The following is a 23,013-nucleotide window of genomic DNA, read 5'->3' on the forward strand; positions in this document are numbered from 1 at the left end:
TACAACGCCTGGTCGTTCTATGTGCCGCAGTGTGCGGTGGTGCCGGCCGAGGGCGGGCCGCACCTCTTCCTGCGCGCGATGGACGCTCAAGGGGCAGCGCATACGGCGGTGCTCCCGGAGGAGCGGATCCACGCCTATCCGGAAGAGCTGGTCCATCGGCCCGACGTCCATCCCTACGACCACATCGCCGCACAGGCTCGGGAGCTAAATCTGTTTGTCGACAATCCTGGCGAGGTCGTGGCGATGGAGCTGGACGCTCACTTCCTGTCGGTGCGCGGGTTCCTGGCGGTGCAGCGGGCCTTGCCACGCACGCGGATCGTCGACAGCGAGGAGCTGGTCAACTGGGTGCGTCTGGTGAAGTCGCCGGCCGAGCTGGACCAGCTGAGAGCCGCCGGTGAGGTCGCCGACAGGGCGATGATCGTCGCGCTCGAGGGAGTGCGGTCGGGGCGCCGTGAGTGCGACGTCGTCGCCGACATCCAGTCCGCGCAGACAGTCAGTGTTGGCGGCGTCGGTGGGGACTACCCGGCTCTGGTGCCGCTGCTGCCGACCGGTGACAGCGCCGACACACCCCATCTGACCTGGACCGACAGGGTGCTGCGGCGCGGTGAGGCGACCACGATCGAGCTGGCCGGCGTACGCAACCGCTATCACGCCCCGCTCGCCCGGACCGTCTGCCTCGGCCCGCCCTCGGCCAAGCTTCTCGACTGCGCTGCCGCGACGGCCGAGGGCATGGAGGCCGCGCTCGGCTCGATGAAGCCGGGGGCGGCCGGTGCCGACGTACATGCCGCCTTCACCGAGGTGATCGCCGCTCACGGGCTCACCAAGGAGTCCCGGATCGGCTACTCGATCGGGGTCGGCTTCCCTCCCGACTGGGGTGAGCGGACGGTCAGCCTCCGGGCCGAGGAGGAGACGGTTCTGGCGCCGGGGATGGCCTTCCACGTGATCCTCGGGATGTGGATGGACGGCTGGGCCTATGAGCTCTCCGAGTCCGTCCTGGTCACCGAGCACCTGCCCGAGCCGCTGACCTCGAGGCCGCGTCAGCTGATCGTCAACGAGTGATCGTCAACGAGTAAGGAGTCTCAAGTGTCGATAATCCACACGGACCCGCGGCTGCCGCTGGCGGCCCGGAGCGAGCACCTGGTCGGATCGGTGATCGACTCGAGTACGTCTCTGCTGGCCCTGCAGACCCACGACATCGTCCGCCTCGCCATGGGCAGTCCTGCTCAGGACTCGATCCCGGCCGCCGCGCTCGCCGCGGTCCCGCTGGATCCGGGTGCCTACGACTACGCCGCCACCGAGGGCGACCCCGCTCTGCGGGAGGCCCTGCTGGCCCAGCTCGCCGGCACCAGTGACGAGACGACGCCGGACCGGCTCACCATCACCGCCGGCGGTATGCAGGGGCTCGACCTCGCCCACAAGCTCTTCACCGACCCCGGTGACCTGGTCGTCGTCGAGGCGCCGACCTACACCAACGGCAGCGCGACCGCGTTGTCCTACTCCGCCGACCTTCTCGAGATCCCGGTCGACGAGGACGGCCTCGACGTCGAGCGGTTGGAGGCAGAGGTACGCCGCACCGGCCGCCGCCCGAAGTCGATCTACTCCATCCCCACCTTCCAGAACCCGTCGGGGGCGACCCTCTCGCTGGAGCGCCGGGTCCGGCTCATCGAGCTGGCCCGGGAGTGGGGATCGATCCTCATCGACGATGACCCCTACGGCCTGCTCCGGTTCTCCGGTGATCCGCTTCCGACCCTGCACGAGCTGGCCGAGGGAGACCCGCTGGTCTTCTCGGTGCGTACGTTCTCCAAGACCGTCGCGCCCGGGCTGCGGGTCGGCTGGGTCGACGCCGACCCGTCGCTGGGACAGCTGCTGATCAACGCCAAGCAGGCGATGGACACCTGCACCAACCTGCCGTCGCAGCGGCAGGTCGCCGGGTTCGTCTCCTCGGGAGGTTTCGACGCCCACGTGGCCGATCAGAGGATTGTCTACAAGGAGCGGAAGCAGGCGATGCGCGCGGCGCTGACCGAGCACTTCGAGGGCGAGGCGACCTGGACCGACCCCGACGGCGGCTTCTTCCTCTGGGTCACCTTCGGGCCGTCCGTCGACACCACGGCGCTCTTCGAGGTCGCGTTGGCGGAGGGGGTCGCGGTCATCCCCGGCAACGCCTTCTCGCCGGGTGGGCGCTTCCCGCATTCCGTACGCCTCTGCTTCGCCTCGACCCCACCCGGCCGGATCGCCGAGGGCGTCGCGCGGCTGCGGCGGGCGGTCGACCGTCTTGCCCAGGAGCGGCGGTGACCGCGGTCGATGCCGACGAGGTGGTCGCGCTCGCCCAACGCCTGGTGCGCGCCCGGGGCCAGAATCCGCCGGGGGAGGAGACGGAGACGGTTGCGGTGCTCGCCGAGGAGTGCCGCCGGCGCGGGTTCGACGTCACCCTGGACGAGGTCGCGCCCGGACGCGCGAACCTGATCGCTCGCGTCGGCAGCGGTCCCGAGCCCGGCCTTCTGGTCGTGAGCCACTCCGACGTGGTGCCGCCCGGTGACGGCTGGGGCGGGGACCCGTTCTCCGGTGACGTACGCGGCGGGCGGTTGCACGGGCGAGGCAGTGCGGACACCAAGGGCGGTCTGGCCGCCGCGATCGTCGCATTGTCCACAGTCGACAACACGGCCACCCAGCGACACGGTGTCGATCGGCCCGCGATCACCCTCGCCGTGCTCGTCGACGAGGAGGAGCTCGGTCTCGGCGTCCGTCACTTCGTCCGCGGGTTGTCGGGCGCCGACCATGCGGCCTGCCTGGTCATCGAGCCCACCAGCCTGCAACCGGTGATCGCCGCCCGCGGCGACGCGTACCTGGAGATCACGCTCACCGGCCGCGCCGCCCACTCCGGCAACCCGTCCGACGGCCGCAACGCGATCCACGGAATGGCCCAGGTCGTCGCCGAGATCGAGCGCTGGCACGGCGAGCTGGCCGCGAGCCCACATCCGCTGTGCGGTCCCGCCACCTGGAGCGTCGGCACCATCGAGGGCGGCCAGGCGACCTCCACCGTCGCCGCCCACTGCCGGATCACCGCGGACCGCCGCCTGCTCCCGGGCGAGTCCGCCGGGGACGTACGGAAGGAGGTCGAGAGCAACCTCGACGCCCTCGGCCTCGCCGGCCGCGACCTCGCCGTCGACGTCCATATGACCATGGACATGCCCGGCTTCGAGACCCCGGTCGACGATCCGATTGTCGACAACGTCGCCGCCGCGCTGACGGCAGCCGGTGCACCCTCGCCCGCCCCGACCGGCTGGACCGCCGCCTGCGACGGCGGCTTCGTCGCCAGCCAGGGCATCCCGGTCGTCGTGCTCGGCCCCGGCTCGGTCTCCGAGCAGGCCCACCGACCCGACGAGAGCGTCGAGGTCGCGGAGCTGATCACCGCCGCGCACACCTACGCCGCCCTCTTCCAGCACACAGCCGGCCCGAGCCCGGCATGATGACGCCCATGACTCAGCGCTCCTCTGTTGCCATCACCAACGCGTACGTCGTCCCGGTCTCCGCCGACCCGATCGAGAACGCCACCGTCGTGATCGAGAACGGGGTGATCACGGTGGTGGGAGCCGACATCGCCATCCCCGACGGAGTCGACACGATCGACGCGGAAGGCAAGTGGCTGCTGCCGGGGTTCGTCGAAGCGCACGGCCACATCGGCATCCACGAGCAGGGCGAGGGCTGGGCCGGGGACGACACCAACGAGATGACCGACCCCGACGGCGCGGCGCTGCGGGCGATCGACGCGGTCAACATCGAGGACGAGGGCTTCCGCGACGCCCTCGCCGGCGGGGTGACAACCGCGGTGATCAAGCCCGGCTCGGGCAACCCGATCGGCGGCCAGACTGTCGCGATCAAGACCTGGGGCGGGCGGACCATCGACGAGCAGGTCGTCTCCGACTCGGTCTCGGTCAAGAGCGCCCTCGGCGAGAACCCCAAGCGCGTCTATGGCGACCAGAAGAAGACCCCGTCGACCCGTCTCGGCGTCGCCAACATCATCAGGAAGGCCTTTGTCGAGGCGCAGAACTACGCCGCCAACGCGGCATCCGCCGAGGAGAAGGGCGAGCCGTTCGACCGCAACCTCGGCAAGGAGACCCTCGCCCGCGTGCTCGCCGGCGAGCTCGCCTGGGACCAGCACACCCACCGCGCCGACGACATCGCCACCGCCATCCGGCTGAGCGAGGAGTTCGGCTACCGCCTCGTGGTCAACCACGGCACCGAGGGCCACCTTCTCGCCGACGTGCTCGCCGAGAAGGACATCCCGGTCATCTACGGCCCGATGTTCGTGAGCCGCTCGAAGGTGGAGGTGCGCAACCGGGCCAACCGCAACATCGCCGCCATGGCCGCCGCCGGCGTCCGGGTCGCGATCACCACCGACCACCCGGTCATCCCGATCAACTTCCTGGTCCATCAGGCCTCCTTCGCCGTACGCGACGGCCTCCCGCGCGACACGGCCCTGGCTGCGATCACCACGAACCCGGCGAGCTTTCTCGGTCTCGACGACCGCGTCGGCGCGATCGCGCCCGGGCTCGACGGCGACGTCGTCATCTGGTCCGGAGACCCGCTCGACACCGACCACCGCGCGGAACGCGTCTTCATCACCGGCACCGAGGTCTACACCTGGAGCAGCGATGCCGACGCCGGACGCGGCGGCGGGAGCACGCGCGAGCGAGCGATGCGGTTCGGGATCTGATCGCCGTGTGTGCGAACGTTCCGCGCATGAGTCTCGGACGCAACGAAGCCCGCCCGGCGGACGTACCGAAGGGCATGACCCCCACTGACAAGCGCAAGATCCGCTCCGCGGCGTACTCCCTGCTTCTGGCGCCGGCCCTCGCCCTGGCAATCGCCGGATGTGGGTCCGAGGCCACGGACCCAGGCGCTAACGTGTCTGACGTGCCTACCTCATCGAGCCCGACGCCGAACGAGGACCCGAAGGTCGCCGAGGCGATCGCCGACCTGAGCGAGCGTCAGGGCGTGAAGAGCGAGGAGATCACCGTCGTCTCCAACGACGAGGTGACCTGGCGCGACGGCAGCCTGGGCTGCCCCGAGCCGGGGAAGATGTACACGATGGCGCTGACCGACGGCGTACGCGTGGTGCTGGAGGCTGCTGGGAAGCAGTACGAGTACCACGGCGGGAAGACCGGGTCGGTGACCTTCTGCGAGGACCCGCAGCCCCCGGTGCCGGACAAGAGCAGCGGGAGCAGTGACTCTCCCCAGTGACGGCGCCCATACGGGCCACGACGACGCCGAGGAGCGGGCCGAGGGCCTGAACAACCGGCTCAACTGGCTGCGCGCGGGCGTCCTCGGAGCCAACGACGGGATCGTCTCCACCGCCGGTGTGGTGATGGGCGTCGCCGGTGCGACCACCGACGACAGCGCGATCCTCATCGCCGGTGTCGCCGCGCTGGTGGCGGGCGCGATCAGCATGGCGGCGGGGGAGTACGTCTCGGTCTCGACGCAGCGCGACACCGAGGAGTCGCTGATCGCCAAGGAGCGCCGTGAGCTTCGGGACATGCCCGAGGAGGAGCTCGTCGAGCTGGAAGGGTTCCTGCGAGAACGCGGGCTCGAGCACGAGACCGCCTCCGACGTCGCCCGCCAGCTCACCAAGCGCGATGCGCTGCGGGCCCACGCCGCCCTGGAGCTCGGGATCGACGTCGACGACCTCACCTCGCCGTGGGCCGCGGCCGGGGCGTCCATGGTCTCCTTCTTCCTCGGGGCGCTGCTGCCGCTGCTGGCGATCACGCTCTTCCCCGACAGCGTTCGCATCTGGGCGACGGTCCTCACCGTCGCCGCCGCGCTCGCCGTGACCGGCTGGACCAGTGCGCGCCTGGGCTACGCGCCGCCCGTCCGGGCAGCGTTGCGCAACGTCGCCGGCGGGCTGTTGGCGATGCTGGTGACCTACCTCGTCGGCAGTCTCCTCGGCACACGGATCGGGTGACCGATCTCGGACGACCGGAACTCGGACGACCGGAACTCAGGTGAACCTGGCGGCGCCGCCGGGCACAATGGGTGTCGATGAATCGAATGTTCGTGGCGGTGATCCCGCCGGAGTCGGTGATCGAGGATCTCGACGAGTTCTTGTCCGTACGCCGCGAGGCGGCTGCTTTCCGCTGGGCGACCGCCGAGCAGCTCCATCTGACGCTCGCCTTCGCCGAGCACGTCCCGGACAGGTCGCTCGACGAGGCGATCGAGCGGCTGGAGACGGCCGCGGGGCGGCGTACGCCCTTCGCTCTGACCGTCACCGGCGGCGGCGCCTTTCCCAACGTCGCCGAGGGGAAGGTCCTCTACGCGGGCCTGGAGACCGACGCCGCCGAGGAGCTCGACCGGGTGGCCGCCGGTAGCCGGAACGCCCTGGTCAAGGCCGGGATCGAGGTCGACGGCGGACGGTTCCGGCCACACCTGACGCTCGCGCGGACGGGCCAGCCGGTCGAGCTCAGCAACTGGGTGCGGCTGCTCGACGCCTATCGCGGCCCGTCCTGGACCGTCTCGTCGTTCGCGCTGGTGCGCTCACGGCTGGGCGAGGGTCCGAGGAAGCGCCCCGTCTACGAGACCGTCGCGGCCTTCCCGTTCGGGCACAGCGCCATCTAGCGACGCGCCGTCGAGGACAGCTCCATCGAGCACAGCCCCGTCGGTTAAACCCGGGGACACGTTGCCCCGGGTGGTACCGATCGCCGATCCGGGTCGCTACCGTGTGCGGCCTGTTCTGACCTGACTGTGCTGATCCGACCCAGAGGAGAACCGGACATGAGTCGTCGAGTGGGGCGCAACGCCTACACCGGACTGTTCAACGACGTCGTGCTGCTCGCCGCCCGCGTGGTGGTCGGCGGGATCTTCGTCGCCCACGGCTGGCAGAAGTACGAGCAGGGTTTCGCCGGCACCGAGCAGTTCCTCGGCGGCCTCGGTGTCCCGCAGCCCGGGATCGCCGCCCAGGTGGCGACGTACGTCGAGCTGGTCGGTGGCGCCCTGCTGGTGCTCGGCCTGTTCGCGCCGATCGCCGGCGTGGTGCTCGCGGGTCAGATGGCCGGTGCGATCTGGTACGCCCACCGCACCACCGAGGTCTTCGTCGACCAGGGCGGCTGGGAGCTCCCGGCAGCCCTCGGCGTCGCCGCCCTCGTGCTCGGCCTGATCGCCCCCGGCCGGATCACCCTCGACCAGATCCTCACCTGGCCCTTCAAGGCCCGCGCTGCCAAGCGCCGCGCCGAGAACGACGAGGCCGCCGAGGCCTCCGCCCCGCCGTACGTCGAGGAGACCGTCACCCTCAAGGCCTGACCCCTCCCCCCTCGCCGAGGCGTCAACTCTGCAGGCCGAAGCGTCACTTGTGCAGGCCGAAGCGTCAACTCTGCAGGTCGAGGCGTCAACTCTGCAGGTCGAGGCGTCAACTCTGCAGGTCGAAGCGTCAGTTGTGCAGGCCGAAGCGTCACCGCAGTGCCATCTCGGCCTGCAGAACTGACCTCTCGGCCTGCAAAGCTGACGTCTCGGCCTGCAGAAGTGACGCCTCGGCGAGGGGTCAGCCGGCTACGCCGTAGAGGCGGTCGCCGGCGTCGCCGAGGCCGGGGACGATGTAGCCCTTCTCGTTGAGCTTCTCGTCGAGCGCGGCGGTGACGAGACGGACCGGCGCCTTGATGCCGTCGAGGGCCTTCTCCAGCGCCTCGATGCCCTCGGGGGCGGCCAGGAGGGTGACCGCGGTGATGTCGTCGGCGCCGCGCGAGACCAGGAAGTCGATCGCCGCGGCAAGGGTGCCGCCGGTGGCGAGCATCGGGTCGACCACGTAGCACTGGCGCCCGGAGAGATCGGCGGGAAGACGCTCGGCGTACGTCGTCGCCTCCAGCGTCTCCTCGTTTCGGACCATGCCGAGGAAGCCGACCTCAGCGGTCGGCAGCAGCCGGATCATGCCGTCGAGCATGCCGAGACCTGCCCGGAGGATAGGGACGATCAGCGGCTGCGGATCCGTGAGGCGTACGCCCTGGGTGGGCGAGACCGGCGTGACGATGTCGACGGCAGCGACCCGCACCCCACGGGTCGCCTCATAGGCAAGCAGCGTGACGAGCTCGTCCGCAAGCCGACGAAAAGTCGAGGAATCGGTCTCTTTGTTGCGCAGCGTGGTGAGCTTGTGGGCGACGAGGGGGTGGTCCACAACGAGGGTCTCCATGAGCCCGAACCCTACGTCACCTGCCAGCCCCTTGACCTTTACGCTACGTCAAGGTCTTCACTGGTCTCATGAAGATCGGAGAACTCGCCGCGGCGGTAGGGGTGAGCACCCGCACCGTCCGCTACTACCACCAGGTCGGGCTGCTGCCCGAGCCGGTGCGCTCCGCCGCCGGCTATCGCGTCTACGGCATGCGGGACCTCGTGCTGCTCAGCCACGCCCGGCGGCTCGTCGAGATCGGACTGGGCCTCGACGAGGTGCGCCAGGTCCTGGCCGACGAGGAGGGACGCGACCTCGGGGAGATCATCGCCTCGATGGACACCGCCCTCGCGGTGCAGCAGGAACGTCTGGCGGCTCAGCGGCGGCGCCTCGCTGAGCTGCGGGAACGGGTACGTGACGGTCACCTCGCGCTCGACGACCTCCCCGACCCGGAACTGGTCGAGTTCTTCACCCGGGTCGAGGCCGCCGGCGCCACCGGCCCGATAGCCAGGCTCGACCGCGACGTACTCGCGTTCATCCCCGGTGCCGACGCGAGTCGCTGGATCGCCCCGATGCTGCCGTTGCTCGGCGACGAGGACTACACCCGACGCCTGGTCCGGGTTTACGACGACTTCGACCGGCTCGCGGACGTGGAACCGGACGACCCGGTGGTCGGCAGGCTCGTGGACCTGATCCTCGATGTGCTGCCGGAGGAGTCTCTGCGTGCGTTGTCCGAGCACGACCTCGTGGGCGTCGGCGGCGAGTCCGTCATCGACGCGGTCATCGAGGAGCTCACCCCCGCCCAGGCCGCCGCCGCTCGCATGCTGATCGAACGCACCCGTGCACGTGCACTTGCGCCTGAACCGCACACCGTCACACAGGAGGAGAAGGAAGAATGACAGCCATCGACCTGACCGGACTGGTCAAGACCTTCGGCAGCGTACGGGCTCTGGACGGGCTCGACCTGCACGTCGAGACCGGCGAGGTGCATGGGTTCCTCGGCCCCAACGGCGCCGGCAAGTCCACCACGATGCGGGTGCTGCTGGGGCTGCTCCGCGCGGACAGCGGCACGGCGCGGCTGCTCGGCGGTGACCCGTGGCGCGACGTCGCCACGCTCCACCGTCGGGTGGCCTACGTGCCGGGCGACGTCCCGCTGTGGCCCAGCCTGACCGGCGGTGAGGTGATCGACGTGCTCGGCCGGCTACGCGGCGGTCTCGACGAGAAGCTGCGCAGGCAGATGGTGGACCGCTTCGAGCTCGACCCGCGCAAGAGGTCGCGGACCTACTCCAAGGGCAACCGGCAGAAGGTCGCGCTGGTCGCGGCGTTCAGCGCCGAGGCGGACCTCTACCTGCTCGATGAGCCGACCTCGGGCCTGGACCCGCTGATGGAGGCGGTCTTCCAGGAGTGCGTCGAGGAGGTCACGCAGCGGGGAGCGACGGTGCTGCTGTCCAGCCACATCCTGGCCGAGGTCGAGCGGCTCGCGGACCGGGTGAGCATCATCCGGGCCGGCCGTGCCGTCCAGAGCGGAACGCTGACCGAGCTGCGTACGCTGACCCGCACCACCGTCGTCGCCGACACCCGAACGCCGGTCACGGGCCTGGCTTCCCTCCCCGGCGTCCATGACCCCGAGTACGACGACAGCCATGGCACGCACACGGTCACGCTGGCCGTCGACACCGCCCAGCTCGACGATGTGGTCGGTCTGCTGCACAGGGCGGGGATCGTCTCGCTCCAGGCACACCCGCCGACGCTGGAGGAGCTGTTCCTCCGCCAGTACGGCGACGTGGTGCCCGGCGACGGGGATGGCGACACGGGCGACAGCGACACGGGCGACAGCGACACGGTCGACGACATGGACGTGGTGACCCGATGAGTGCCCACGAGCTCTTCGCCGGTACGTCGACCCTGATCCGGCTGGCGCTGCGACGTGACCGGCTGCGCCTGCCCCTCTGGACGCTCGGCATCGTCGGGATCTCTTCCGCCAGCGCGGCGACCGTGAAGGGAACCTACGACACGCCCGCCAAGATCGCGACGTACGGGCCGACGGCCGGGGAGAGCGCGGCGTCGCGGATCACCAGCGGCCGGCAGGTCGCCCTCGACACGGTCGAGGGGATCATCGCCAACGAGATCACCTTCATCGTCACGCTGGGCATCACGCTGCTGGTCGTCTTCACGGTGGTCCGTCACACGCGCGCCGAGGAGGAGTCCGGGGCGGCCGAGCTGGTCCGCTCTGGAGTCGTGGGACGCCACGCCGCGCAGCTGGCCGCACTCGTGGTCGCGCTCGCCGCGACGCTCGTCGTCAGCGGGCTGCTGGCCGCGGCGCTGGTCGCCCTCGGCCTGGAACAGACCGGCTCGCTCGCCTTCGCGGCGGAGGTCGGGATGCTCGGACTCCTCTTCGCCGGGCTCGCCGCCGCGGCAGCCCAGGTCACGGCGTCGGCCCGCGGTGCGCTCGCGATCGCAGGTGGGCTGCTGGGGGCGGCGTACGTCGTCCGCGGCGTCGGCGCCGTCGGCGACAGTGCGCTCTACTGGGTCTCGCCGTTCGGGTGGGCCCAAGGGGTCGATGCATTCGGCGACGAGCGCTGGTGGCTGCTCGGGGTGTTGCTCGCTGCCGCGGTCATCTGCTTCGGCCTGGCCGTGGTGCTGACCGCGCGCCGCGACGCCGGGGCCGGCCTGATGCAACCGCGAGCCGGTGCCTCGCGCGCCTCCGCCTCCCTTGGGACACCGTGGGGTCTGGCGCTGCGTACCCAGCGCGGCCTGGTCATCGGCTGGGTGGTCGGGCTGGCCGCGCTCGCCGCGATCTTTGGCTCCGTGATCCCCGAGGTGCCCGACATGCTGAAGGGCAACCCCGACATGCTCGAGGCGATGGGGATGGGGGCCGGCGCGGGTGACGCTCTGATCGACGCGTTCCTCGGCTACATCAACCTCACCCTCGGGGTGATCGGCGCGGTCTTCGGCGTCGCCTCGGTGTCGCGGCTCCGGTCGGAAGAGGACACCGGGCGGCTGGAGGCATTGATCGCCACCCCGCTCACACGAGCTCGCTGGCTGGTCGGCTCACTCGTCGTCACGGTCGTCGGCGTGGTGCTGGTGGCCCTGGCGATGGGCGCGGGGATGGTGCTGGGCTACGTCCCGGTCGCCGGTGAGGTGTCGGGTTCGCGGGTGTCCGAGCTGGTGCTCGGCATCCTCGCCCAGCTGCCCGCGATGCTGTTCGTCGCCGCCCTCGCCCTCCTCGTCCTGGCGTGGTTGCCGCGGTTCGCCGCCCTGGCGTGGGCGCTGGTGGCCTGGGTGGTGCTGGACGCCTTCCTCGGGGAGACTCTCGAGCTGCCCGACGGAGTCCGCTCGCTGTCGCCCTTCTTCCACCTGCCCGTATACCCGGCCGAGACCTGGACCGCCGGACCGACGGTCGTGCTCCTGGCCGCGACCGGGTTGGTCGCCGCACTGGCCTTTGTCGGCTACCGGCGTCGAGACGTGGGGTGACGGGGCGGTGTTTCGGATGCGAAACTCCGCGCGGTGAGCGTGGAATTGAGCGATGTGCCTAGACCGTGGGCGGTTTCGGTGTCACTCTGGTCGTGTGTCTGATCAGCTGGAGCAGATCGAAGGTGTTGACTTCGCCGTCGCGATGTATCGCGAGGGTGAAGCCTGGGTCGTGCGCGAGCTTGCGCACGACCTGCTGACCGATGTCGAGACTCTGACCCACGCGCTCCACCGGTTCCCAGGCGACGGCGGCGCGATCGCGATGGCAGCCATCGACGAGGACTTCTTCGTGATCGTCCGGGTCTCCGGCGCCGCGACCAGGGTGCTCCTCTCCGACGTGACCGCGGCCGACGAGTGGGAGATCGCCGCCTCGGCCCTCGACCTGCTCGGGCTGCCGCTGCCGGAGGAGGTCGAGGACGACGAGGACGACGAGCCCGCGGGTGATCTGGGCATCCTCGCCGACTTCGGGATGAGTGCGGTCGACATGGGCATGCTGCTCGACGACATGTTCGAGGACGACCTCTACCCCGACGAGACACTCTCCGAGATCGCCCGGGCGATCGGCTGCGGCGAGGCCTTCGACGACTCCGTCGGCCTCAAGCCCGCGTGACCCCGAGCCACCGCTGGGAAGGCCCGATGCGGGCCGCCCTCGACGAGGGTCGTGCTGCCTTGGCGACCGGCGACGTGCCCATCGGCGCCGTCGTCGTGGATCCTTCCGGCGCCGTGATCGGGACAGGCCGCAACGTACGCGAGGCCGAGGCCGACCCCACCGGACACGCCGAGGTCGTCGCGCTGCGCGAGGCAGCCAAGGCGCGCGGCGAGTGGCGCCTGGAGGGCTGCACGCTCGTGGTGACGCTGGAGCCGTGCACGATGTGCGCGGGTGCGTCCGTGCTGGCCAGGGTGGAGCGGATCGTCTTCGGCGCCTACGACGACAAGGCCGGTGCCGTCGGGTCGCTGTGGGACGTCGTACGCGACCGCCGGCTCAATCACCGCCCGGAGGTCGTTGCCGGTGTGATGGCCGATGAGCAGCGCGCTCTGCTGGAGGACTTCTTCGGCGCCCAACGTGGCGCCCCCGATTTCGGCGAAGACCCCCGGAGGTTGTAACTTATTCGGCGGTGACGTGTCCGAGCGGCCGATGGTGCAACACTCGAAATGTTGTGTAGGGAGACCTACCGTGGGTTCAAATCCCACCGTCACCGCCAGCCAGACAAGGGTGCTTGACCTGCGACAACGCAGATCAAGCGCCCTTTCTGCATCTCTGTGACGGGGATGAGCGCGCACGGCTGGGTGTTAATTATTCCAGACAAGTGTCTGTTATAGTTAACGCATGGATCTGTCCTTTCCGTACGCCACCTTGGTGCCGACCCTTGACGGCCCGGTGCTTCAGGTCCTCGCGCGGTCCGGCAAGCCATTGACCGGTCGGCAGATTCAACGAATTGCCGCTCGCGGCAGCGTTCCTGGTGTGGCACGTGTCCTCGACCGCCTGGTCGACTCGGGCCTGGTGACGGCCGAGCGGACCGGCTCTGCGATTCTCTACAGCGCCAACCGTGACCACCTCGCATGGCCGGCGGTGGAGACGATCATGGCGTTGCGGGAGGACCTGTTCGATCGCATCGCCGCTTCTCTTCGCGAGTGGGAACCTGCGCCTTTGAAGGCAGTGGTCTTCGGCTCCGCTGCGCGCGCGGACGGTGGGCCCGACTCAGATATCGACATCCTGCTCGTTCACGGCGACAACGAACCGACTCCTTGGTCGGACGAGCAGTACGCCCTCGGTCAACGGATTGCTCAGTGGACCGGAAACCACGCCCAGTTCGTCATGGTCGACGAAGGCAGGTGGCAAGACATGCATGCTGAGGGCGATCCACTTGTCCAGTCCGTCGAACGCGACGGCGTAGACCTCCTCGCGATAGCGCGAGCCGCGTGAGCAGGGCCAAGGGTCGGCGCGAGCCGTTCAACAGAGCGCAGGCAACTGCGAACAGCTCATCGCTCATGCCGCGATTGCCATCAGGGGCTAGCTGTAATGGGGCCTTTGCCTCCTGAGAGTGGACACGCCGAGCGGCGACGTCAGAGGTAGCGGCGGGCGACCGTGGCGGCCCGGCCCCCGTAGCCGCCGCCGAACATGGCGGCGTGGACGAGCAGCGGGAAGAGCTGGTGCAGGCCGAGGCGGTCCTCCCAGCCCTCGGCGAGCGGGGTGACGTCCTCGTAGGCGGCCATCATCCGCTCCAGGTTGGGGAGGCCGAAGAGGGCGAGCATGGCCAGGTCGACCTCACGATGGCCGGCGTACGCGGCGGGGTCGATGAGCCATGCCTGGCTGCTCCGGTCCCAGAGCACGTTGCCGTTCCAGAGGTCGCCATGGAGCAGGGCGGGTGGCTCGTCCGGGACCAGTGAGGGCAGCTTGCCGACGAGCTGCTCGACGCTCTCGGCGCCTTCCTCGTCGATGGCGCCGCGGTCGCGGGCGGCCTTGAGATAGGGGAGCAGGCGGCGTACGGCATAGAACTCCGCCCAGGTGTCCGCGGGCTTGTTGGGCATCGGCAGCCGGCCGATGAACCCGTCCTTCTCGGCACCGAACCCGTCGGCCGGCGTGCGGTGCAGACCCGCCAGCGCGCGCCCGAGGTCTTCGGCGGCCTCGGCGTTCGGGCGGCCGGGCTCGATCCAGCGCAGGACCAGGCAGTCGTGCTCGGCGGCGAGCACCTCGGGCACGTTGACCGCACCTGACTCCTCGAGCCGGCGAAGCCCGCGAGCCTCCGCGGCGACGAAGTCGTCACGCGCTGGGGAGTGGGCCTTCATCAACACCAGCGAGCCGTCGCTGAGCCGGATCTTGGTCGCGGTCGAGATGTCCCCGCCCGCGACGGGAGACGTGCTCACCACCGCCGCGCCGAGCAGCTGCTTGGCACGACGCGCGACCGCGGGTTGGCGGGTCACGAACCGGGCCTGGTCGCGGCCACGGATGCGACGATCGCATCGCTCGTACGCTCCACCATCGCCAACACCTCCCGGAATCCCTCAGCACCACCGTAATAGGGATCGGGTACGTCGCCGGGCCCTTCGGGATCGAAATCACGAAACATCCGCAGGGCCTGGTCGGGCGCCTGACCAGCCAGATCGGCCAGGTTCTCGGCATCCATCGCGAGCACGAGGTCGTACGTCTCCGGGTCGCCGACCGGCCACTGCCGGGCTCGGTGACGGTCGGTGTCGTGGTCCGCCTCGCGCAGCGTCGCGGCCGCCCGGCGGTCCATCGGGCCGCCGACGTGCCAGCCGCCGGTGCCGGCCGAGACCAGCTCCACCTCGTCGAGCCCGGCACCGTCGAGGCGCTCGCGCAGCACGACCTCCGCCATCGGGGAACGGCAGATGTTGCCCAGGCAGACGACGGCGATCTTCATGGCCCGAGTTTTACATTTCGGCCAAGATTGCGTGGCGGATGCCGCATGTCCGGTCTGTGGGGCCGCTCACTCGTCGCCGTCGGGCCAGACTCGATCGAGACCCCAGCCGACGATCGAGATGACGATGCCACCGAGCACCGCCGCCCAGAACCCGTCGACGTGGAAACCCACCCCGGTCGGGCCGAGGATCCACGCGGTCAGCCCGAGCATCGCCGCGTTGATCACGAGCAGGAGCAGGCCCAGGGTGAGCAGGATGAACGGGAACGCGAGGAACTTCAGGATCGGCTTCACGAATGCCGACACGATGCCCAGCACGAGGGCGACGATCAGCAGCGGGAGCAGCTTCTGCTTGACCTCGTCCATGCCGCTGGTCGGACCGTCGAAGTAGATCCCGCCGACGAGCCAGGTCGCCACGGCCAGAGCGATGGCGTTGGTGATGAGCCAGGTCACGATGCGCATGCCGGTGAGTGTGGCAGGCTCCGCAACCCCGCATAAGGGTCCGGCGGCATGTGTGGCAACTGTGTTGGTCTGGACAGGCTCGACCACCGGGGCGTGTTACTTCTCGAGGCGCAGCGCTTTGCAGATGGAGTGGGCCGCGTCGGAGAGGTGCTTCTGAAGGAACCGCTCGGCGTCGTGGATGCGGTCGGCGTCGAGGAGCCGGACCAGGGCGGCATGGTCCTCGGCCTGGTCGTGGGCATTGCGCCGGATGCGGTCGACCTGGGCGAGCGCGAGCTTGAGCTCGAGGACCAGGTGCTCCTGCATCGCGACCAGCCGTGGGGATCCGGTGAGGGCCACCAGGGAGAGGTGGAAGGCGAGGTGGCGCTCGTTGAGCTCGCGGTAGGTCGAGCTGTCTGAGTGGACGGCCGAGATGTAGGCATCCAGCGAGTCGTGCACCGCCTGGCGGGCCTCGGGCGAGGCGTTGAGCCAGTTGCGTACGCCGGCCCCTTCGAGCACCCAGCGGGAGGCGCAGACGTCGCGGACCGAGTCGGCCTCGGGGGTGGCGACGGCGACCCCCTTGTTGGGGGCGCGGGTGGCCAGACCCTCGGCGACGAGGATGGTCAGCGCCTCGCGGACCGTCGACCGGCCGACGCCGAGCGACTCGGCGAGGCCGTGCTCGCGCAGCGGAGTGCCGGACTCGAGCTCGCCCTGGAACACCGCCCGGCGAAGCTCGTCGGCGACGCGGTCGACCGTCGAAGCGGGCTCGTCCAGGGTGAGCGACTCGAACATGGGCCCCATTGTGGTACCTGCGCTGTCTTCCGGTGATGACCGTTCATGCACTAACCTATCGTTGAATGATTGTCTGACAATCAGTCAATCAGGCAATCAGACGTCCTGACGATCTGACGATCTGACTTGAGAGGGGTACGAATGAGCACTTCACTGAGCTGGGGCCGTCACTACCTGATGACCGAGCCGACGCACTACCGCATCGACTACGCCATCAACCCGTTCATGGACACCGCGATCCAGCCCGATCCGCTCCGCACCCGCGCGCAGTGGGACACCCTCAAGGCCACCATCGAGGAGGCCGGCGGCCGCGTCGACGTCATCACGCCGCGCGAGGACAGCCCCGACATGGTCTACGCGATGAACCTCGGCTTCGCGGCCACCCTCGCGGAGGGACGGCGCCACGTGCTCCTCTCCCACATGCGCTTCCCCGAGCGCCGCAACGAGACCAGCTCCGCGGCCGAGTGGTTCGCCCGGAACGGCTGGGGGATGGCGTACGTCGGCAAGGACGGCATCGGGCCGACCTTCGAGGCTGGAGACGTCTTCCCGTACGCCGGCCACCTGGTGGCCGGAACAGGTCCGCGCACCGACGAGATGGCGCTGAAGACCCTGGCGACCGAGATGGGCGTGCGGGTGCTCGGCGTTCGGACGACCCACTCGGGGATGTACCACCTCGACCTCGCCTTCTGCCCGCTCGACGAGCGCAGGGCGATCATCTGCCCCGAGGCGCTCGCGCCCGAGTCGGCGCAGGCGCTCCTCGACCTGATCCCGGAGCCCCTGGTCATCAGCGAGGAGGAGGCGCTCACCACCTTCGCCGCCAACTCGATCGTCATCGGCCGCACCGTGGTGATGCCGTCCTGCCCCGACCGCGTCCGCACCGTCCTCGAGGGCTGGGGCTTCACCGTCCGGGTCGTCGAGATGAGCGAGCTCCACCTCGGCGGCGGGTCGGTCCGTTGCGTCACCAACCCCCTCGACATCGTGGTCGGCCGCGACGTCCCCGTCGTTTACGGCGGCGAGGTCATCTCCACCTAAAGTCTGTGACCATGACCACCCCACAGCCCCGTCCCAGCGTCGCCGCCATGCCTGCGTACGTCGCAGGCAAGCCGCCGGCCGAGCGGCCGGGTCTGGTCACCTACAAGCTCTCCTCGAACGAGAACCCGTTCCCGCCCCTCGACGGTGTCCTGGAAGTCGCCGCCGAGGCGGCCGGGAAGGTCAACCGCTACCCCGACGCGGGCAGCACCGAGCTCTACGAGGCGCTCGCGACGGCCTATCGGGTCCCGGCCGAGGAGGTTGCGCTCAGCACCGGCGCGGTGGCGCTGATCTTCCAGCTGGTCTCGGCCTACTGCGGCCCCGAGGACGAGGTCGTCTTCGCCTGGCGCAGCTTCGAGGCCTACCCGATCGCGGTCCTGGCCGCCGGCGCGACCGCTGTGAAGGTGCAGGTCAACGACGACGGCCGCCACGACCTCGACGCGATGGCGGAGGCCATCACGGAGCGTACGAAGGTCGTCTTCGTCTGCACCCCCAACAACCCCACCGGCACCTCGCTCACCCAGACCGAGCTGGACGCCTTCCTCGAGAAGGTGCCCGAGCAGGTGCTGGTCGTGGTCGACGAGGCCTACGCCGAGTTCGTCCGGATGGACGACGCCGTCGACGGCATCGCCACCTATCGCGGCCGAGAGAACGTAGTCGTGCTCCGCACCTTCTCCAAGGCGTACGGACTGGCCGGCTTCCGGGTCGGCTACGCCCTCGCGCCCGCGGCGATCGCGACCACCCTGCGGGCGATGGCGCTGCCGTTCGGGGTCAACGTGGTCGCGCAAGCGGCCGGCGTCGCCTCCCTCGAGCGACGTGCCGAGCTGATGGAGCGGGTCGACACCCTGGTCGTCGAGCGTGCCCGGGTCGTCGACGGCGTGCGCGCCACCGGCTGGGACATCCCCGATGCCCAGGGCAACTTCATCTGGTTCGCCTTCAGCTCCGCCGATCGGTGCGCCGAGTTCGCCGCGGCCGCCGACGAGGTCGGCATCATGGTCCGCCCCTATCCGCCCGAGGGCGTGCGCGTCACGATCGGGGAGGCCGAGGCCAACACGCGCCTCATCGACTTGGCTGGTCGTTTCCCTCGGGGTTGACCCTGAACACGACCGCGACAGGCCCTGGGTCTGCGGGAATAGGGTTAACCAGAGGCCGCCGAGTGGGTAGCGTCCCGGCCATGACAGTTGCTGTGACGGCGCCCCTACCTGTTCTGCGGGAACGGTTGGTGTCGGTCCCCAACACGGTCACCGTGCTGCGCACCGTGCTCGCGCTCGCCCTCGGGATCGGAGCAGTTGCGGTCGACAGCCTGGCGCTGCTCGGAGTCGCGTACGTCTGCTACTGGGCCGGTGACTCGCTCGACGGCTATCTCGCCCGCAAGCTCGACCAGGAGACCAAGGTGGGCGCGGTCTTCGACTGTGTCTGCGACCGCGCCTCGACCTGCATCCTGGCCGTGGGCCTGATCGCGCACGCGCCCGAGGTGTGGCCGCCGGTGGCGGTCTTCCTGGCCAACTTCATGGTGCTGGACATGATGCTCTCGCTCAGCTTCCTGTGCTGGCCGCACGTGGTCAGCCCCAACTACTTCTACCTCATCGACGAGCGCGTCTTCCGCCTCAACTGGTCCCACCCCGCGAAGGCGGCCAACACCGCCGGTGTGGTGCTCATGGTCGTCCTGGGGCTGACCTGGCCGGTGTTCCTCTGGGTCGCCCTCGTGGCCGCGCTGGCGATCTTCGGGGTCAAGATCTGGTCGACGGTGCGGGTCGCGCGGCTGCTGGCGCTGGGCTGATGCTCGACCAGGTCTGGCACGCGCTGGCCGCGACCGGCTACGGCGTCGCCTCCGCCCTGGTGCCGATCTTCAATGCCGAGGCGTACGCCGGCGTGGCCGGTGCCGCGGGATCTCGGCTGAGCGCTCTGGTCGCGGTCGTCGCGCTCGCGCTCGGGCAGACGGTCGGGAAGGTGATCATCTACGAGGCCGCCGGGCGCGGTGGCAAGTGGTGGGGCCGGCGCTTCGCCCGCGGCGCCGAGAAGGACCGGACGGGGTCGCGGGGGCGGCGGTGGTGGGACCGTGCCGTCGTCGAGCTCGGCCGGCCGCGGACCGCGGTGCCGCTGCTCGCCGCGGCGGGGGTGGTCGGCGTACCTCCGCTCGCCATGCTCGCGCTCGCGGCCGGGGTCGCCGGCACCAACCGGGTGCTCTTCGTGGTGGTGTGCATCCTGGGCCGGACGGTCCGCTTCGGCCTGTTCGCCTTCGGCGTCGGGGTCTGGTTCCACTGAGGCCGGTCCAATAGGGCGGTTCGTCACCGCTGAGCGACGTCGATCGGTCAGGCTGGCCCCATGTCGATCAAGGTTGCGCTCGAGCACCGGACCACGTACGAGTTCGCGCAGCCTGTCGGGGTCACCCCGCACGTCGTACGCCTTCGCCCGGCGCCGCACACCCGGACGCCGATCGAGGCGTACTCGCTGTCGGTGACGCCCGCGAACCACTTCGTCAACTGGCAGCAGGATCCCTTCGGGAACTGGCTGGCGCGGCTGGTGTTCCCGGAGAAGACCGACAAGCTCGAGATCACCGTCGGGCTGGTCGCCGACATGGTGGTGATCAACCCGTTCGACTTCTTCATCGAGGAGTACGCCGAGAGCTTCCCGTTCGACTACGAGCCGGAGCTGAAGGCCGACCTGGGGCCCTACCTCCGCGACGTCGACTCGGCGACCGAGGCCGATGCCTGGCGGCGCCGGCTGCCACCGCTTCCCACGGACGGGATGCGGACCGTCGACTTCCTGGCGAGCCTGAACCAGGCGGTCAACGGGGACGTCGCCTACTCGGTGCGGATGGCGCCCGGCGTACAGACTCCGGACGACACGCTGCGGCTGGGCATCGGGTCGTGCCGCGACTCGGCCTGGCTGCTCGTCTCCCTGCTCCGTCAGTACGGCCTGGCGGCCCGGTTCGTCTCCGGCTATCTGGTGCAGCTCGCCGCCGACCAGGAGTCGCTCGACGGGCCGAGCGGCCCAACCGAGGACTTCACCGACCTGCACGCATGGTGCGAGGTGTTCGTCCCCGGAGCCGGCTGGATCGGGCTCGACCCGACCTCCGCCCTCTTCGCCGGCGAGGGCCACATCCCGCTCTCGGCCACGCCGCACCCGTCCTCCTCGGCGCCGATCGAGGGCGCGACCGACCCTGTCGAGGTCACCTTCTCCTTCGTCAACGAGGTAACCCGGGTCCACGAGGACCCGCGCGTGACCAAGCCCTACACCGGCCAGGAGTGGGCCCGGATCGACGCGCTCGGTGAGGCGGTCGACGCCCGTCTCCGGGCCAGCGGGGTCGAGCTGACCATGGGTGGGGAGCCCACCTTCGTCGCCCTCGACATGCCGGCCGACACCCGGCCCGGCTCCGAGACTGTGGCCGACTCCGAGACTCCGCCCGACTCAGAAGGGTCGGCGCAGTGGAGCACCGCTGCCGACGGACCGCACAAGCGCGAGCTCGCCGCCGACCTCGCCGAGCGCCTGCGGAGCGTCTACGGCAAGGGCGGCATCGTCCATCGCGGCCAGGGCAAGTGGTATCCCGGCGAGCCCCTCCCGCGCTGGAACATCGACCTGCAGTGGCGTACGGACGGGGAGCCGCTCTGGGGCGACCCGGCCCTCTTCGCCGACCCCTGGGCCGGCGGTGTCGAGACCGACAGGGCCGCCGAGCGCGTCGCCACCAACATCAGAGCCATCCTCGGCCTGCCGGAGGCGCAGCTGTTCGCCGCGTACGAGGACCCGCTGGCCAAGATCGCCCAGGACGTACGCCGCCCGGACGGCCCGAAGCCGGACGATGCCGTCGACCGGGGTGACCTGAACGTCACCGAGCTCGACAAGGAGGTCACCGAGCCGGTCGGCTGGGTGATCCCGATCAACACCGACGGCGGGGAGTGGACCAGCCCGCGGTGGAGGTTCCGTCGCGGGCGGCTGGTGCTCGCGCCGGGCACCTCGGCGGTCGGGCTGCGACTGCCGCTGGACTCGATCTCCTGGCACGACCCGGAGTTCGCCGGCGAGCCCTCCTATCTCGCCGCCGGTCCGCCGCTGGACCCGGAGATCCCGCAGGTCGAGGTGACCGATCCCGACGAGGCGCCGACCACGGCGCTCGCCGTCGAGGAACGGGACGGGCTGGTGCACGTCTTCCTGCCCCCGACCGACCGGCTGGAGGACTACGCGGCCCTGCTCCAGGTGGTCGAGAGGGCCGTCACCGATGCCGGGACCACGGTCGTGATCGAGGGCTACGGGCCGCCGCCCGACGCCCGGATCGCGCGGCTCACGGTCACCCCCGACCCCGGCGTGATCGAGGTCAACCTCCAGCCCACCGCCTCCTGGGCGGAGCAGCGAGAGCTGGTCACGAAACTCTACGAGCAGGCCCGTCAGGCGCGCCTCTCCACCGAGAAGTTCGACCTCGACGGCCTTCACACGGGCACCGGCGGAGGGAACCACCTGACGCTGGGCGGAAGCAGCCCCGAGCGCAGCCCGCTGCTGCGTCGCCCCGATCTGCTGGCCAGCCTGATCCGCTACTGGCAGCGGCACCCGAGCCTGTCCTACCTCTTCTCGGGTCGGTTCATCGGCCCGACCAGCCAGGCGCCGAGGTTCGACGAAGGTCGCCCGGAGGCGGTCTACGAGATGGAGATCGCCCTCCAGGAGGTGACCCGGATCGTCGGCGAGCAGGACGAGAAGGGTCTCGAGCCGCGGCCGTGGCTGATCGACCGCGCCCTGCGCCACCTGCTCACCGACCTGACCGGCAACACCCACCGCGCCGAGTTCTGCATCGACAAGCTCTACTCCCCGGACTCCTCACGAGGCAGGCTCGGCCTCCTCGAGCTCCGCGGCTTCGAGATGCCGCCCCACCCGCAGATGGCGCTCCTCCAGAGCCTGCTGGTCAGGAGCCTGGTCGCCTGGTTCTGGGAGGAGCCGTACGACGCGCCGCTGGTCCGTCACGGAAGCCGGCTGCACGAGGACTTCCTGCTCCCGCACGGGTGCCTGCGCGACATCGAGGAGGTCGTCGAGGACCTGCGCCGGCACGGGATCCCTTTCGAGTCACGATGGCTGGCTGCGTACGCCGAATTTCGCTTTCCGCGGATCGGTCTCGCGCGGGTCTCGACGGGCTCGGCCGGCTCGGCCGGCGGCGGGATCGAGCTCGAGCTGCGCCAGGCGATCGAGCCCTGGAACGTGCTGGGGGAGGAGGCGACCGATACGGGGACGGCCAGATACGTCGACTCCTCGGTCGAGCGGATCCAGGTGTCCGTCAAGGGGATCGACCCCGGCCGGCACCTGGTGACGTGCCAGGGTGTTCCCGTGCCGCTGACCCCGACCTCGATGAACCCGATCGCCTCGGGCTCCGCTTCGGCAGGTGGCACGTACTACGCCGGCGTCCGGTTCAAGGCGTGGAGCCCGTGGTCGAGCCTGCACCCCAGCATCGACGTCCAGGCGCCACTCCACTTCGACGTCGTCGACATCGCCTCCGAGACGAGCCTGGGTGGCGCGACCTACCATGTGGTGCACCCCGGCGGGCGCAGCTATGACCACCCGCCCGTCAACGCCAACGAGGCCGAGGCCCGCCGCGCGAGCAGGTTCGAGGCGAGGGGGCACACGACCGGAAGGCTCGACGTAGCCGAGATGCGCGAGCGAGCAGCCGGCGCGACGACCCCCGACAACCCGCACACCCTCGACCTACGCCGCGTGAGCCGCTGACCCATGCTCGCGCCACAGCAGATACGACGGGACGTTCTTGTCGGTTACCCATCGGTAGAC

Annotated in this window: 24 protein-coding genes and 1 tRNA gene; 20 read left to right on the forward strand and 5 right to left on the reverse strand. The window is 70.1% G+C overall.

The window, feature by feature from the left end; translation table 11 throughout:
- From ACRDPS_RS25330 to ACRDPS_RS25365, 8 genes are all read left to right on the forward strand, one after another.
- Positions 1-1,059 (forward strand): M24 family metallopeptidase (locus ACRDPS_RS25330; RefSeq protein ID WP_431504440.1); only part of this gene is annotated, 1,059 nt, incomplete at its 5' end.
- Positions 1,060-1,083: 24 nt separating this feature from the next.
- Positions 1,084-2,292: a PLP-dependent aminotransferase family protein gene (locus ACRDPS_RS25335; RefSeq protein WP_431504441.1), complete on the forward strand. Its 1,209-nt coding sequence runs from the start codon at positions 1,084-1,086 to the stop codon at positions 2,290-2,292.
- Complete coding sequence (locus ACRDPS_RS25340; protein WP_431504442.1) at positions 2,289-3,467, forward strand: M20 family metallopeptidase; 1,179 nt, start codon at positions 2,289-2,291, stop codon at positions 3,465-3,467. The genes ACRDPS_RS25335 and ACRDPS_RS25340 overlap by 4 nt, the downstream gene beginning before the upstream one ends.
- A gap of 8 nt (positions 3,468-3,475) precedes the next feature.
- Positions 3,476-4,714, forward strand: a complete 1,239-nt coding sequence (locus ACRDPS_RS25345) for an amidohydrolase (RefSeq protein WP_431504443.1) — start codon at positions 3,476-3,478, stop codon at positions 4,712-4,714.
- A 26-nt stretch (positions 4,715-4,740) separates the two neighbouring features.
- Positions 4,741-5,241, forward strand: coding sequence for a hypothetical protein (locus ACRDPS_RS25350; RefSeq protein WP_431504444.1), 501 nt, complete (start codon positions 4,741-4,743; stop codon positions 5,239-5,241).
- The gene (locus ACRDPS_RS25355; RefSeq protein ID WP_431504445.1) at positions 5,225-5,959 is read left to right on the forward strand and encodes a VIT1/CCC1 transporter family protein; all 735 of its coding nucleotides are present in this window, start codon (positions 5,225-5,227) and stop codon (positions 5,957-5,959) included. Before ACRDPS_RS25350 ends, ACRDPS_RS25355 begins: the two co-directional genes overlap by 17 nt.
- Positions 5,960-6,036: 77 nt before the next feature.
- Positions 6,037-6,609 carry an RNA 2',3'-cyclic phosphodiesterase gene (gene thpR / locus ACRDPS_RS25360; protein ID WP_431504446.1) on the forward strand — a complete coding sequence of 191 codons (573 nt, stop codon included), beginning with the start codon at positions 6,037-6,039 and terminating at the stop codon, positions 6,607-6,609.
- A gap of 156 nt (positions 6,610-6,765) precedes the next feature.
- Positions 6,766-7,290 carry a DoxX family protein gene (locus ACRDPS_RS25365; protein ID WP_431504447.1) on the forward strand — a complete coding sequence of 175 codons (525 nt, stop codon included), beginning with the start codon at positions 6,766-6,768 and terminating at the stop codon, positions 7,288-7,290.
- A 238-nt stretch (positions 7,291-7,528) separates the two neighbouring features.
- Here the strand turns inward: ACRDPS_RS25365 and upp are convergent, their stop codons facing one another.
- Positions 7,529-8,170 (reverse strand): uracil phosphoribosyltransferase, encoded by a 642-nt coding sequence (gene upp / locus ACRDPS_RS25370; RefSeq protein WP_431504448.1) that lies wholly within the window; start codon positions 8,168-8,170, stop codon positions 7,529-7,531.
- A 68-nt stretch (positions 8,171-8,238) separates the two neighbouring features.
- Between upp and ACRDPS_RS25375 the strand changes: the two genes are divergently transcribed.
- The 7 genes from ACRDPS_RS25375 (at position 8,239) to ACRDPS_RS25405 (ending at position 13,541) form a co-directional block, all read left to right on the forward strand.
- Positions 8,239-9,045, forward strand: a complete 807-nt coding sequence (locus ACRDPS_RS25375; RefSeq protein WP_431504449.1) for a MerR family transcriptional regulator — start codon at positions 8,239-8,241, stop codon at positions 9,043-9,045.
- Positions 9,042-10,019 carry an ABC transporter ATP-binding protein gene (locus ACRDPS_RS25380; RefSeq protein ID WP_431504450.1) on the forward strand — a complete coding sequence of 326 codons (978 nt, stop codon included), beginning with the start codon at positions 9,042-9,044 and terminating at the stop codon, positions 10,017-10,019. Before ACRDPS_RS25375 ends, ACRDPS_RS25380 begins: the two co-directional genes overlap by 4 nt.
- Positions 10,016-11,620, forward strand: coding sequence for an ABC transporter permease (locus ACRDPS_RS25385; RefSeq protein ID WP_431504451.1), 1,605 nt, complete (start codon positions 10,016-10,018; stop codon positions 11,618-11,620). Before ACRDPS_RS25380 ends, ACRDPS_RS25385 begins: the two co-directional genes overlap by 4 nt.
- A 94-nt stretch (positions 11,621-11,714) precedes the next feature.
- Positions 11,715-12,227 (forward strand): tRNA adenosine deaminase-associated protein, encoded by a 513-nt coding sequence (locus tag ACRDPS_RS25390; protein ID WP_431504452.1) that lies wholly within the window; start codon positions 11,715-11,717, stop codon positions 12,225-12,227.
- Positions 12,228-12,253: 26 nt separating this feature from the next.
- Complete coding sequence (locus ACRDPS_RS25395) at positions 12,254-12,721, forward strand: nucleoside deaminase (RefSeq protein ID WP_431504472.1); 468 nt, start codon at positions 12,254-12,256, stop codon at positions 12,719-12,721.
- Between the two features lie 10 nt (positions 12,722-12,731).
- Positions 12,732-12,819 (forward strand) — tRNA-Ser (locus ACRDPS_RS25400).
- 125 nt (positions 12,820-12,944) lie between these two features.
- Positions 12,945-13,541: a nucleotidyltransferase domain-containing protein gene (locus tag ACRDPS_RS25405; RefSeq protein ID WP_431504453.1), complete on the forward strand. Its 597-nt coding sequence runs from the start codon at positions 12,945-12,947 to the stop codon at positions 13,539-13,541.
- A gap of 140 nt (positions 13,542-13,681) precedes the next feature.
- On the opposite strand, the gene ACRDPS_RS25410 is transcribed toward ACRDPS_RS25405, so the two are convergent.
- From ACRDPS_RS25410 to ACRDPS_RS25425, 4 genes are all read right to left on the reverse strand, one after another.
- Positions 13,682-14,539: a fructosamine kinase family protein gene (locus ACRDPS_RS25410; protein WP_431504454.1), complete on the reverse strand. Its 858-nt coding sequence runs from the start codon at positions 14,537-14,539 to the stop codon at positions 13,682-13,684.
- A complete protein-coding gene (locus tag ACRDPS_RS25415; RefSeq protein WP_431504455.1) occupies positions 14,536-14,997 on the reverse strand; it encodes a low molecular weight protein-tyrosine-phosphatase in 462 nt (153 codons plus the stop codon). Before ACRDPS_RS25415 ends, ACRDPS_RS25410 begins: the two co-directional genes overlap by 4 nt.
- Positions 14,998-15,063: 66 nt before the next feature.
- Positions 15,064-15,456, reverse strand: a complete 393-nt coding sequence (locus ACRDPS_RS25420) for a phage holin family protein (RefSeq protein WP_431504456.1) — start codon at positions 15,454-15,456, stop codon at positions 15,064-15,066.
- Between the two features lie 96 nt (positions 15,457-15,552).
- Positions 15,553-16,224, reverse strand: a complete 672-nt coding sequence (locus tag ACRDPS_RS25425) for a GntR family transcriptional regulator (RefSeq protein ID WP_431504457.1) — start codon at positions 16,222-16,224, stop codon at positions 15,553-15,555.
- A 141-nt stretch (positions 16,225-16,365) separates the two neighbouring features.
- On the opposite strand from ACRDPS_RS25425, the gene ACRDPS_RS25430 reads away from it, so the two are divergent.
- The 5 genes from ACRDPS_RS25430 to ACRDPS_RS25450 all read left to right on the forward strand — a co-directional run bounded on the left by ACRDPS_RS25430 (position 16,366) and on the right by ACRDPS_RS25450 (position 22,953).
- Positions 16,366-17,256, forward strand: a complete 891-nt coding sequence (locus ACRDPS_RS25430) for a dimethylarginine dimethylaminohydrolase family protein (RefSeq protein WP_431504458.1) — start codon at positions 16,366-16,368, stop codon at positions 17,254-17,256.
- Positions 17,257-17,267: 11 nt separating this feature from the next.
- Entirely contained in the window at positions 17,268-18,347 is a 1,080-nt protein-coding gene (gene hisC / locus ACRDPS_RS25435) for a histidinol-phosphate transaminase (protein WP_431504459.1), read from the forward strand.
- 80 nt (positions 18,348-18,427) lie between these two features.
- Positions 18,428-19,033 (forward strand): CDP-alcohol phosphatidyltransferase family protein, encoded by a 606-nt coding sequence (locus ACRDPS_RS25440; protein WP_431504460.1) that lies wholly within the window; start codon positions 18,428-18,430, stop codon positions 19,031-19,033.
- Positions 19,033-19,518 (forward strand): hypothetical protein, encoded by a 486-nt coding sequence (locus tag ACRDPS_RS25445; protein ID WP_431504461.1) that lies wholly within the window; start codon positions 19,033-19,035, stop codon positions 19,516-19,518. The genes ACRDPS_RS25440 and ACRDPS_RS25445 overlap by 1 nt, the downstream gene beginning before the upstream one ends.
- A gap of 60 nt (positions 19,519-19,578) precedes the next feature.
- Positions 19,579-22,953 carry a DUF2126 domain-containing protein gene (locus ACRDPS_RS25450; RefSeq protein WP_431504462.1) on the forward strand — a complete coding sequence of 1,125 codons (3,375 nt, stop codon included), beginning with the start codon at positions 19,579-19,581 and terminating at the stop codon, positions 22,951-22,953.
- The last annotated feature ends 60 nt before the right edge of the window (positions 22,954-23,013 follow it).

It is taken from the genome of Nocardioides sp. (assembly GCF_050699375.1).
Classification (GTDB): domain Bacteria; phylum Actinomycetota; class Actinomycetes; order Propionibacteriales; family Nocardioidaceae; genus Nocardioides.